The following is a 12,865-nucleotide window of genomic DNA, read 5'->3' as shown; positions in this document are numbered from 1 at the left end:
AAAATGACAGATAAAAATATCTGTCATTAAATGTATAAATTTTAAAGATGTGTTACACCAGTTGTTTTAAAGCAATTTCAAAAGCAGTATTACTTATGTTTAGCTTAGAACTGTTTTGCTCGTGTACTCTTTCAATTGCTTTTCTGATAGTTTCAGATGTATCGTTAAATACAGCCTCATCTGTCATACCTACTTTTTTCTCCATAAAGTAAGCAAATACTCTTGCCATACCACAGTTAGAGATAAAGTCTGGAATAAGACTCACTTTACTGTCTGTCTCCTCCATAATAGGACCAAAGAAAATCTCTTTGTCAGCAAACGGTACGTTAGCACCACATGAAATAACTTCAAGACCAGAAGCAATCATGTTATCAATTTGGTCTTTAGTAACCAGTCTTGACGCTGCACAAGGAGCAAATATCTCTGCACCTGTTTTCCATATTTTATCGTTGATTTCCTCAAACGGAATCATATTATCTGCAACAAGCTTGTTACCGTCTTTGTTAAGGAAAAGTTCTCTTATTTCTTCAAAAGAAAATCCGTTTTCGTTTAAAAGTCCTCCGTCACGGTCAATAATACCAATAACTTTAGCACCCATTTCTGCAAGGTAGAAAGCAGCTGCCGAACCTACGTTACCAAAGCCCTGAACGATTGCTTTTTTACCTTTTACATCACCACCGTAAATAGCGTAGAAATGACGTACAGCCTCTGCAACACCATAACCGGTAATCATATCGGCAACAGTATATTTTCTGTTAACATCAGGCGAGAATGTTGCATTCTCTATTACTTTAACAACACCCTGTCTTAGCTGACCGATGCGGTTAATTTTATCGGCCTCGCTTGGTTTAAAGTGTCCGTTAAAAACACCTTCCTGCGGATGCCATACCCCACACTCTTCAGTCATAGGGATTACTTCATGAATTTCATCAACGTTAAGGTCACCACCTGTACCGTAGTAGCTTTTTAAAAGCGGAGAAACAGCTTTATACCAACGCTGTAATACTCCTTTTTTTCTTGGGTCAGCCGGATCAAAATTAATTCCTGATTTAGCACCTCCGATAGCAGGTCCCGAAACCGTAAATTTAACTTCCATAGTTTTTGCAAGAGAAAGCACCTCGTTCATATCAAGTCCTTTTCTCATACGGGTACCACCACCGGCAGCACCTCCTCTTAAGGAATTAATCACTGTCCATCCTTCTGCTTCTGTCTCAGAATCTTTCCAGTTAAAAACTATTTCAGGCTGTTTATTTTCGAATTTCTTTAATAAATCTTTCATTCGTTGAATTTTTATAAATCGGCACAAATATATAAAACATATAAATGAGAATTCTGTATTTATCTCATTAATTAGGGAATACAATATGAATTTTTGCCCCTTTACCGGGAGCAGAAATAATATCCAGCTTACCGTTAAGTACCGAAGTACGCTTTCTAAGGTTTTTTAAACCTATACCACCCTTAGCTTTATCAGGATCGTAACCTACACCATCATCCGTAATAGTAAGCTCAATTGCTTCATGATCTTTTTTAATCACTACAATAGCATTGCGAGCCACACTATATTTATTGATATTCTGTAAACCTTCCTGTATCACCCTGTATACGTTCACTTTTTGAATATTAGGTAGGTTTTCCCAGTTGATATTAACATCTATATCGACATCAAAAACAGTATTGAATTCATTTTTCTGGGTAAGCACAAGCGACTCAATAACATCTTTAAAGCTCTTTTCAAAGAATACCGCATTACGGCTAAGATCATGTGAAACCCCTCTAATTTCCGACTCCACTGTTTGCAGCTGTTTGATATATTCTTTTCTTTGCGCTACCGACTCTTCATCGGTATTCCTGTTTATAAACTCAAGATTAAGCCTAACCGCATATATATTATTAAGGATTCCGTCGTGCAGTTCCATCGCAATACGGCTTTTCTCCTCAGCCCTTGCTTTATCTATTTTAGTTTGCTGTTCAAACATTAACTGGTAAATTTCTTCATTAGCCTTTTGCTGCTCCTGTTCCATTACCAGTTTTTTATTTCTTGAGTTCAGGTAATAAATAATAAATACTGCCCCTATAAAAAGCAATACCATTGCCGAGACACCTATTATAAACCCATTTCTCTTTACTAAAGCTTCTTTCTCATCTTCAAGCCTTTCTGTCTCATACTCAATACGGGCAAACTTATCTTTATTGGCCTGTTCAACTTTTTGCAAACTATCATTAACCACATTAAGTCTTTTGTAATAGATTGCACTTTGAGGCTTGTCTATTTCACCTAAAAGCTTTAAGGTGTTTACAACATCATAGTATCCCTTTATATTTTCGGCTTTACTATAAGCTTCCCTTAAATATTCAACTGCCTTTGCCGTATCTTTTTTCGCCGCATAATATTCACCAAGGTATTTTTTTGTAGCTACGATACCATAACTAATCCCTAAACTATCTCTTATAGCAAGTGCCTCATAAAACATTTTAGGCAAATCTTTCTCATTACCCGACTTAAAACGGGCATAAGCCAAACTGTTTAGAAGTTTTGCATAGAGCGACGGATTAGACTCTTTTGATGTTAATTTAAGTGCATTAAGATAGAACTCTTCTGCCTTTGCATAATCCTCCATATTTAGGTAAACATTACCCAGATTATTATAACAGGTGGACTTGTAATAATTTACATCTATATTATTTGAATCTTCTTTATTAAAAGAAAGTAATTGCCTTAAGGCTAACTCATAGTACTTAATAGCTTCTACATGCAAACCCTGCCCATCAAGAGCAGCAGCTATCAGGTTGTGGCAATTATAAATATCGGTAGCATCTCTGCCCTGCAAAAGCCCCAATGCCCTAAATGCTTCGGTTTCACAAAGCTGATACTCCTTTAAATAATATAATACATAAGCCTTATAAAGTTTTGTTTTACCAAGACTCCTGTACTGATGTGACTCCTGAAACAATTTTTCGGCCTGAGTATAAAAAATATAAGCACTATCGGTATCTGCTAAACCAAAATAATAGGTATTACCTATTGTATAAAGTGATTGAGCAACATTAACTGTATCTTTAATCTCTTTATTTAGTTCAACACTTTGTTTACCTATTCTTAAAGCTCCCTGATAATTACTTGAATTATAATAAGCCTCTGTAAGCATTAAATAATACCGGGGAATACTATCCTTATAAGGGTAGTCATTTATTTTCTGATAAACAGATTCAAGCAATTGCTTTTTCAAGCTGTCACTATCTGTAGCAGATACCTGATCTAACATTTCTGTTATCTGCTTATCTTTATCAGAATAGTTATTGTTTTTATCGTTACAGGAAATAACGACAAAAAACAACAGTATAAAAAGGAGTATTTGTTGGAATTTGTTCAAAATTTTTGAGGCTGTAGTTGTTAATACTACAGCCTCAAAAATAATATATTTTATTTAATAGCAATACCTAAGATTACTTTCCGTTGCTTGTTACAGGTTTTGGAAGTTCAACATCTCCATTATCTATCGGCGCTACAATCGTAGTATCTCCTGCTGATGTATCCTCTAAAGCGCTATCATCTGTTGAACAAGAAACTGCTGTTAAACCAACAAATGCGATAAGTCCTAAAGTAAAAAGTGATTTTTTCATGGTGTTAAATTTTTTAAAATTGGATAGGTGTTATTTTTTAATATTTTTAATTTGTTTTGCTTTTTGTGTTATTTCCTGAAGCAAAACTAAGGCTAAATACACCATCCAAAACCATGATTTACAGTGACTTTAGTGAATCACACCCGTACACGAGTAACTGGACCGATTTGCAGGGTAAAATGACTAATTATATATTTTCGGGAGCAATTTTGCGGATAATAGCATCAATATTATCCTTAAATGTTTTAGAGAAAGAAACAGATAAATCACTGTTATTTAAATAGCATAATGATTTACCGGTATTAATTCTTGTTATATAGTTACTGTTTACTATATAGCTATTATGTATTCTGAAAAAGAAAAACGGCAGGCTTGCCTCATAATGCTTAAGCGTTTTGTAAGCTGTAAGCTTTTTGCCATTTTGCAAATGGAAGTCAGTAGTATTATTATCTGCCTTAAGATAAACAATATCGTTAAGCGAAATAAACTGATAATCACCGTACGATTTAATACATATAGTATCTCTGGAAGCAACAGGACTTGTTTTCTCAAAACGAAGTAATGTTTTTCTTAGCTCAAAACGGTTAAGTGGTTTTAACAAATAATCAGATACACCCGCCTTAATTGCATCAAAAGCATGCTTAGTAGTAGAAGTAGTTATTATAAAATAAGGCAGATTATCAATATATTGATGCAGTTCTGTAATAATAGAAAGAGATAGTCCGGTTTTTTTACTTTTAGGGGAAACTTCAATGAATACAAGCATTGGCTGCAAATCAAGTATCTTGTTTACAGCCTCATCTTTACTACTCGCCACCCCTGCACAAAAATATTCCGGAAACTCCTCAAATCGCGCTAGTGTGTCTTTCGCGCCGATATCTTCATCAATTATGAGATATGAATATTGCACTTTCCTGAAAAAAATGTTAAAAAACCGATGGCAATATATTAAATTTGAAATAGTCGTTTTACGGTTTAACCGTAAAATTTGTTAAATTTGTCCTAATAGACTTGTATATGCAGAGAGATTTAAGAATTCTTATCGTTGACGACCACCCCATGACGGTTAACGGTTATATCAATGTTTTACGTAACGAAAACATTGAGGGACACAATCTTATATTCACCAAAGCGCTGGATTGCCAACAGGCTTATGAACTTATAACCACCCAGCATTTTGACATTGCGTATCTTGACTTGAGCCTTCCCCCATATGAAGAAAAAAACATCACTTCAGGGCTTGACTTAGGTGTATTGATACGTAAAACGATACCGGATTGTGTAGTCATAATACTAACCATGCACAGTGAAGCCACGTTAGTAGACCGCCTGATAAAAGAAATTAACCCTGACGGCATTTTATGCAAAAGCGACATCGATATTGATGAGTTTGTAAATGCCTTTAAGATTATTTTTGAAGGCGAGAGGTACATGAGCAGCAAAATTGTAAAGTCACTTCGCGACAAAGACTTTGACAAGTACAACCTTGACAATTATGACAGACAGATACTCATGAGGCTAAGCGAAGGGATACTCACAAAAAACATCCCTAACTATGTACCGCTTTCACTAAGTGCCATTGAAAAAAGAAAGGCTAATTTAAAAAGCATGTTTCTTGAAGGTAAAACCGGAGATGACCATGACCTTATTGAAGCCATAAAAAAAATTGGCATTATTTAAACCCCAAAAACAACCCCCGAACTATGATCCCCAACAGCTCCCGTAACACTGGAAAGTACATTTACTTCTCCCCTTAATTTTAAAACTCCCAATAAACCAAAAATAAGCGCTTCTTTATATTGAATCGTCTTATCGTCCGGAACAACAATAGCTGTATCAGGCATAAACTCCTGCATACAATTCAGCAAGAAAACATTATAAGCACCACCACCGGTAACAAGCAATTTACCCGGAGGCAATGCATTTATTACATCTGCCAACTGTTTAGCAACATGCATAGTAAAGGTATGGAGCTTATCTTCTACCTCGGCATCATATTTTTCCATTAATGGCAGTAAAACTTCTTTTACATATTCAAAACCTAATGACTTAGGATATGCTTTCTTATAAAACTCCAATTCATTTAATTCGGCATATATTTCGGCAACTAACATACCTTTTGCAGCTATCTTCCCCCCATCATCATACGGCAAACCCAGTTTATCTGCATAATAGTTAAGTACTGTATTCACAGCACAAATATCAAAAGCAACACGTTTACCATTATCTTCAAACGAAATATTAGAGAAACCACCTAGGTTAAGGCAATAACTATAACCACTAAACAGTAGCCTGTCACCTATAGGAACCAACGGAGCTCCCTGCCCTCCCATTTGCACATCCTGTACTCTAAAATCACAAACAGTAGTTATACCTGTGTTTTTTGCTAATTCCCGTTTATTACCTATTTGGAGCGTAAAGCCATTTTGCGGTTGATGTAAAATTGTATGCCCGTGTGAACAAATTGCATCAAGACCTTTTATTGCATTATCCTCAATAAAGGTTTTTACAATACCCGACAGCAACAAGGTATATTCATCGTTGAGTTTTCCAAGGTTTTCTTTAGTATAACCTACCGCTTCCTTAAGTCTCTCTACCCACACATTACTGTAAGCAACTGTTTGACATTCAACAACATTATAACTCCAAATACCATTTTGGTAATTAAAAATAATATGGGCTAAATCGACTCCGTCAAGCGAAGTTCCCGACATAACTCCTAAAACGTTATAGTTTTCTCTAATCATGTGCTAAAATTAAATAATGATATTGAAAAATTCACATTAAATAATTACTTTTGGGCGCAATAAAACAAAATTACAATATTTAGATAGTTATGGATTTTAAACTTACTGAAGAGCACCTAATGATTCAGAAGGCAGCGAGAGACTTTGCTCAAAATGAATTACTTCCGGGTGTAATAGAGAGGGATGAAAAACAAATTTTCCCTACAGAGCAAATCAAGAAAATGGGAGAGCTTGGTTTCCTAGGTATGATGGTAGACCCAAAATATGGTGGTAGCGGATTAGACGCAGTTTCTTATGTTATCGCTATGGAAGAGATTTCTAAAATTGATGCTTCTGCTTCAGTAGTTATGTCTGTAAACAACTCTCTTGTATGCTGGGGACTTGAAACTTTTGGTACAGAAGAGCAAAAACAAAAATACCTTACCCGTTTAGCTACGGGTGAGATAATAGGAGCTTTCTGTCTTTCTGAGCCGGAAGCAGGAAGTGACGCTACTTCTCAAAAAACAACAGCAATTGACAAAGGTGACCACTACCTATTAAACGGTACTAAAAACTGGATAACAAACGGTAGTACTGCCGATGTTTATCTTGTAATAGCTCAAACCGATATTGAGAAAAAACACAGAGGTATCAATGCTCTTATTGTTGAAAAAGGGATGCCTGGTTTTGAAATTGGAGCTAAAGAGCAAAAATTAGGTATTCGCGGATCTGATACACACTCATTAATGTTTACTGACGTTAAGGTTCCAAAAGAAAACAGAATAGGCGAAGATGGTTTTGGTTTCAAATTTGCCATGAAAACCCTTTCAGGAGGTAGAATCGGTATCGCTTCTCAGGCATTAGGTATTGCTTCAGGAGCTTACGAGCTTGCTCTTAAATACTCTCAGGAAAGAAAAGCTTTTGGTACAGAAATCTTCAATCACCAGGCTATTGCTTTTAAACTTGCCGATATGGCTGTACAAATTGAGGCAGCACGCCACCTTTGTATGAAAGCTGCTTGGGATAAAGACAACCACAACAACTATGATGTAAGCGGCGCTATGGCAAAACTTTACGCTTCTCAGGTTGCAATGGATACCACTATTGAAGCCGTACAAATACATGGCGGTAACGGTTATGTGAAAGAATACCATGTAGAAAGACTTATGCGTGATGCTAAAATCACTCAGATTTATGAAGGAACTTCAGAAATCCAAAAAATTGTAATTTCAAGATCACTTATAAACAAATAAAAATCTTGCGCTTATATATAAAGTAAATAAAAGCCAGCTAATTAGCTGGCTTTTAACATTATTGTTAAAAAAATAATTCAAAAAGTAACTATCATTTTTTAACTATATATTTACTTTTTAACGGATAAAATACGTCGTACATCGATTATTTAAGTTTTAACTTCAACTTGGAACACTTCTTTTTTATTTTTATAAAATAAATACAGTATGTCTCAAGTTATAATACTATAGAGAGTTACGGTTTTGCACACCTTACTTGCAATATTTATAACAGCCAATAAAGTGTATTTACTAAATACAAACAGACAAAAAACCGAAAATTAGTTATAATTTAATTATTGCCAACTAAACCATGAACGTAATAGGCCAAAAAATTAAGAAGCTTAGAGAAGAAAAAGGAATTACTCAGGAAACCATGGCGCTCCACCTTGATGTTACCCAGAGTAATTACGGAAGGCTTGAAAAAGACGACAGAAGACTGAATGTTGTTAAACTTCTCAAAATTGTACAAATTCTTGATGTGAACATCAACTACCTTTTCAACGAGATTGTAAGCGAATCTGAACCGGGAGATGATATGTTCAATCAGGCAAACAAAGAAGTTTACGATATACTTGTTGAAAGCCTTAAAGCCGAAATACAACACCTGAAAGAAGAGATAAACTTTTTGAGGGTAATTGTAAAAAGCTAATATATTCTTAAAAAACACTATTCAATACTGAATACTTTGTGCCTGCGTTATAACTTAGATGCATTAACGCACTAATACCGTTATGGCCCAACCCAAATCAGTAAAATCAAAAGTAATTGCCGGATATCTGCTGCTCTTTTTTTTTGCAGTAGTATCGGTATGGTTTGTATATAGTGAGATTTCCAAAATTGCTTCTAAAAGTGCTTCCGGAAATGACAACTCCAAAATTATACAAATAAGCAACACCATAGCTAACCTATACACTTCTGAAGCCATAGGCAAAACCGCTATGCTTAGTGGACTTGATAGTGACTACAACAGCTACAATAAACTTATTGATAGCATTAATAATGATATCGACCTTATTAAAAAAGAGGCCGACTCAAGCCAGGTTGTAAAGTTTGACTCGATACAATTATTAATAAACAAGAAAAGAAAAAGTATTTCGGGAATTATTAAATATCGTAAACTTAACAGGCCGGAATATGTACAAAAAAACTTTCGCATTAAAATAAACAGCGTAAAAGACTCCCTTGTAAACCAGGCAACTCCGTTAAAACCTGAAGAACGATACACCTGGAGCCAAGTGGTAAATTCCGCACTACCTCCTAAAACACTAGATTCCATTAGGAAGTTTGCTTCAAACGACTCACTTACTATTGCCTATAATCAGGTGATTGAAGAACTGATAAACAAAAACAAGCAGGAGCAAAATAAATTAAATCGTGCCGAGCAGTTACTACAGGATGAAAACCGTATTATTTCCGATCAGCTTCGGGTAATACTGGCTTCAGTAGAAAAAGAAATTATCGAAAGATCATCACAAAAAATGACTGCTTCACAATTGGCAATTTCTTCTACCGTAAAAAAAATGGCATGGATTGGTGCTTCCGCCCTACTCATACTTATAATTTTTGCCTGGATAATTTTAAGCGATCTGACAAAAAGCCAAAACTACAGAAATCAATTAGAGGAACTTAATGCCGAAAACGAAAAACTGTTACGAAGCAAAACAATGCTTATGGCCACAGTAACACACGATTTACAAACCCCTCTCGGCAGTATTATAGGTTTTTCAGATCTAATAAGTAATTCCGAAATAAACAGTAAACAGAAACAGTATCTGGACAACATAAAAGAATCTGCCGACTATATTCTTAAACTGGTAAGTGACCTCGTAGATTTCTCTAAACTGGAAAACAGCAGAATCACAATTGAAGAATCATCTTTTAACTTAAAAACGCTTATTGAAAATACCTGTAGAACCCTTGAGCATTCTGCAGAAAATAAAAACATTGAACTTAATTGGGTTAGCGACGATAAGCTGGAAGACAATATAATATCAGACCCTTATCGCATTAAACAGGTTTTAACTAACCTTATCAGTAACGCCATTAAGTTTACTCAGGAAGGAACTGTAGAAGTACTGGCATACATAAAGAATCAAAGTGTTTTCATTTCTGTAACAGATACCGGTATTGGTATAGCAAAAGAGAGTCACGCCAATGTATTTAAAGAATTCACCCAGGCTAATGATGGTATAGAGAAAAAATTTGGAGGAACCGGACTGGGACTTACCATCTCTAAAAAGATAATTGAACTTTTAGGAGGAACAATAGAACTGCAAAGCGAAGAAGGAAAAGGATCTGAATTCACTATAATTTTACCATACCAAAAAGGCAAAAAAACGAAACCTACGCAACAACAGGTCCAAATTACAACTTATCCATACCTTAAAAACAAAAAAATTCTTTTAGTAGATGATGATGAAACCCAGCTATCCTTATTAAACGAAGTATTTAGCGATAAAGGCGCTGTAGTAACTACAGAAGCAAATTCATCAAGAGTCGCTCAGCTTTTAACCGATAAATATTTTGACATTATTCTAACTGATATCCAAATGCCGGGACTGGATGGCTTTGAGCTTCTTGAAGAAGTCCGCTCAATTAAACAAAATATTCCTGTTATAGCACTTTCAGGAAGAAAGGATCTTGAAAAGGATTATTTCTTAGAAAAAGGGTTTACCGATTTTCATCCAAAACCGGTACAGGTAAATAAACTATTGGTTATAGTATCAAATCTTTTTGGTGACAATATAGAAATAGATGAACAGGTTATAACTGCAACAGAACGTAAAAATCGTCCGCTTTTTGACTTAAGAAGTTTATCTCAGTTTACGCAAAATGACCCCGAATCTTTAAAAATGATTATTGATACTTTTATAGGCAGCTCAAAAGAAAACTGCGCTGACTTACAAAGTGCTTTAGCAGATAAAAACGAACAACGTATTGTAGAAGTATCGCATAAAATGATACCTATGCTAAAACAGATTGAAGCATTCCATATATCTGAAGTTCTTGACGCTCTCGAAGAAAAACATTACTCAGGCAACTGGGATAAAATAGAACAGCAAATCAATACTGCCTGTAAAAGCATAGAAACCCTTTTAGAAAAACTAAATGAGGAAGTAAATTAAAGATCTATATTATATAGTTTAAGTTTATTATAAAGAGTTTTACGATCTATATCAAGCAATTTGGCAGCTTTAGACTTGTTATAATTTGTGCGCTCTAAAGCCTTTCTTATAGCCTCTTCTTCACTCTCTTTAGTATAGCTTAACTGTATTTCCTCGTTTGCAGACTGCTCCATCTCTGGAGGTAGTACTTCCAGCGAAATAGCATTGCCTCTGGTTAGCAATACCGAACGTTTAATAATATTTTTCATCTCCCTGAGGTTACCCGGCCAGGAATAATTAAGGAAAAGATCAATTACATTTTGATCAAATCGCTCAACATCCTTTTCCAGCTCTTCATTTGCCTGTGCCAGAAAATGATTGGCAAACATCATTATATCTTCTTTACGTTCACTTAATTTAGGCACATGTATGCAAAACTCATTAAGCCTGTGGTATAAATCTTCCCTAAAGTCACCTCGCTTTACTGCATCGGCTAAATCTTCGTTTGTAGCAGCTACTACCCTAATATCTACCTGTTGCTCTGTATTGCTTCCTACAGGCTTTATTTTACGTTCCTGAAGTGCTCGCAGTAGTTGCACCTGAACATCATAAGAAAGATTCCCTACTTCATCCAAAAATAAGGTACCTCCATTAGCCGCTTCAAAGTGTCCTGTTTTATCTGTCACAGCCCCTGTAAAAGATCCTTTTATGTGCCCGAAAAACTCACTCGAGGCTAATTCTTTCGGTATAGCACCACAATCAACTGCCACAAAAGGTTTACTAGCCCTCTTACTTTGCATATGTATAGACTGGGCTATATATTCTTTACCTGTACCACTATCACCAATAATTAACACCGACATGTTTGTTGGAGCAACTAGATTAATATGGTCGTATAGTTTTGCAGAATCGCTACTAATCCCCTTTACAAAACCCGATACCGTTTTTTTAGGTTCGCTAACAGTATTAGATTTTTTTGTCTCCTTTTTTAATAATGCCTGCTGAATAGTATGTAAAATCTCATCTGGGTTTATTGGTTTCCCTACATAATCAAAAGCACCAATCTTCATGGCGTTTACAGCAGTCTTAATATCAGTATACCCTGTCATAAGGATAACCTGCGTTTTAAGCCCCTTTTGTGTGATTGACTTAAGTATTTCAAGTCCGTCACTATCAGGCAGCCTAATATCAGTTAAAACTATATCGAAAAAGTCATTGTTTAATTCCTGAAGGGCATCATTACCGTTAAATGCAGTAACAACATCATACCCCCTTTTTTGCAAGAAAGTTTTTAGTAGTAAGCAGAAAGAAGTATCGTCGTCAACAACCAGAATTTTTACACTCATTATAATCTAAAGTAAATAATCACAAATTTAATGTTTTTGGAATTTTAAACTGTTAATAAAAACAAAAGGAGATGTATTACCATCTCCTTCTGTCGAAGAATTTACCAGATTCTTCAAATCACCTTACTATATATCTTTAAGCTTCTTTTACAAACTCTCCTGTTGCTTTGTAAATAGCTGTTATTTTAGTTTTCTCTTTAGTAAGCACAACCTTGTACTCAACATCATCTGACAAGTAAGCCTCATCAAGTGAGTAACCGCTATACTTAGCACTAATAGATTTTAAAACATCTACCGGAACATCTGATGTATCTATCTTAGCATACTCTTTTTCCTGTCCGCGTAACACAACCTCATTAATATCTAATGTTGTATTTGCTATAACGTTTGTCGTATTAACACCAAACAATAATAATAGTCCCAATAATAAATTTTTCTTTTTCATAGCATTTAATTATTTGGCTGTTTGTATATGTAATATGAAATAATCGTACCAATAGAGTCTAGCATCACGCTGAACACAATAAACAACTATAAACCAACAACTTAAATAAACATAAAAAAAGAAATAACATCGTAGACTTATGTAGAAATACACAACAAAAGTGTAGAATTTCTACAAACAGTAATTATTAAAGAAGGAAATATGTAGAAATGGAAAATGTATAAAAACAAAAAACCCTATCCGATATTGGATAGGGTTTTGAAAAGAAAGGCAGTGTCATACTCTCCCACAAATTGCAGTACCATCTGCGCAAGCGGGCTTAACT

11 protein-coding genes are annotated in these 12,865 nt (G+C 35.1%); 4 read left to right on the top strand and 7 right to left on the bottom strand.

Annotation, left to right across the window (positions count from 1 at the left end):
• Positions 1 to 52: 52 nt before the first annotated feature.
• The 4 genes from V3Z67_RS02290 to V3Z67_RS02275 all read right to left on the bottom strand — a co-directional run bounded on the left by V3Z67_RS02290 (position 53) and on the right by V3Z67_RS02275 (position 4,534).
• Positions 53 to 1,279: a Glu/Leu/Phe/Val dehydrogenase dimerization domain-containing protein gene (locus V3Z67_RS02290; RefSeq protein WP_035136290.1), complete on the bottom strand. Its 1,227-nt coding sequence runs from the start codon at positions 1,277 to 1,279 to the stop codon at positions 53 to 55.
• Positions 1,280 to 1,346: 67 nt separating this feature from the next.
• Entirely contained in the window at positions 1,347 to 3,374 is a 2,028-nt protein-coding gene (locus tag V3Z67_RS02285) for a tetratricopeptide repeat-containing sensor histidine kinase (protein ID WP_330441799.1), read from the bottom strand.
• A gap of 73 nt (positions 3,375 to 3,447) precedes the next feature.
• The gene (locus V3Z67_RS02280; RefSeq protein WP_330441798.1) at positions 3,448 to 3,624 is read right to left on the bottom strand and encodes a hypothetical protein; all 177 of its coding nucleotides are present in this window, start codon (positions 3,622 to 3,624) and stop codon (positions 3,448 to 3,450) included.
• A gap of 187 nt (positions 3,625 to 3,811) precedes the next feature.
• On the bottom strand, positions 3,812 to 4,534 hold the full coding sequence (locus V3Z67_RS02275) for a LytR/AlgR family response regulator transcription factor (RefSeq protein WP_330441797.1): 723 nt from the start codon (positions 4,532 to 4,534) through the stop codon (positions 3,812 to 3,814).
• A gap of 107 nt (positions 4,535 to 4,641) precedes the next feature.
• Here V3Z67_RS02275 and V3Z67_RS02270 point away from each other — a divergent pair, with 107 nt between their 5' ends.
• Entirely contained in the window at positions 4,642 to 5,304 is a 663-nt protein-coding gene (locus V3Z67_RS02270) for a response regulator (RefSeq protein WP_330441796.1), read from the top strand.
• On the opposite strand, the gene V3Z67_RS02265 is transcribed toward V3Z67_RS02270, so the two are convergent.
• Positions 5,301 to 6,371: an anhydro-N-acetylmuramic acid kinase gene (locus V3Z67_RS02265; protein WP_330441795.1), complete on the bottom strand. Its 1,071-nt coding sequence runs from the start codon at positions 6,369 to 6,371 to the stop codon at positions 5,301 to 5,303. The two genes, V3Z67_RS02270 and V3Z67_RS02265, sit on opposite strands and share 4 nt — an antisense overlap.
• 89 nt (positions 6,372 to 6,460) lie before the next feature.
• Between V3Z67_RS02265 and V3Z67_RS02260 the strand changes: the two genes are divergently transcribed.
• The 3 genes from V3Z67_RS02260 to V3Z67_RS02250 all read left to right on the top strand — a co-directional run bounded on the left by V3Z67_RS02260 (position 6,461) and on the right by V3Z67_RS02250 (position 10,770).
• Positions 6,461 to 7,603, top strand: coding sequence for an acyl-CoA dehydrogenase (locus V3Z67_RS02260; protein ID WP_330441794.1), 1,143 nt, complete (start codon positions 6,461 to 6,463; stop codon positions 7,601 to 7,603).
• Positions 7,604 to 7,955: 352 nt separating this feature from the next.
• Positions 7,956 to 8,294, top strand: a complete 339-nt coding sequence (locus V3Z67_RS02255; protein ID WP_330441793.1) for a helix-turn-helix domain-containing protein — start codon at positions 7,956 to 7,958, stop codon at positions 8,292 to 8,294.
• Between the two features lie 82 nt (positions 8,295 to 8,376).
• Positions 8,377 to 10,770: an ATP-binding response regulator gene (locus V3Z67_RS02250; RefSeq protein WP_330441792.1), complete on the top strand. Its 2,394-nt coding sequence runs from the start codon at positions 8,377 to 8,379 to the stop codon at positions 10,768 to 10,770.
• Here V3Z67_RS02250 and V3Z67_RS02245 read toward each other — a convergent pair.
• Both V3Z67_RS02245 and V3Z67_RS02240 read right to left on the bottom strand, forming a co-directional pair.
• Positions 10,767 to 12,095, bottom strand: coding sequence for a sigma-54-dependent transcriptional regulator (locus V3Z67_RS02245; RefSeq protein ID WP_330441791.1), 1,329 nt, complete (start codon positions 12,093 to 12,095; stop codon positions 10,767 to 10,769). The two genes, V3Z67_RS02250 and V3Z67_RS02245, sit on opposite strands and share 4 nt — an antisense overlap.
• 136 nt (positions 12,096 to 12,231) lie before the next feature.
• Complete coding sequence (locus V3Z67_RS02240) at positions 12,232 to 12,540, bottom strand: hypothetical protein (protein ID WP_330441790.1); 309 nt, start codon at positions 12,538 to 12,540, stop codon at positions 12,232 to 12,234.
• Positions 12,541 to 12,865: the final 325 nt, after the last annotated feature.

It is taken from the genome of Flavobacterium sp. C4GT6, from assembly GCF_036347315.1.
GTDB lineage: Bacteria > Bacteroidota > Bacteroidia > Flavobacteriales > Flavobacteriaceae > Flavobacterium.
Note: the sequence above shows the minus strand (reverse complement) of the source record. Positions and strands in the feature narration are given on the sequence as shown.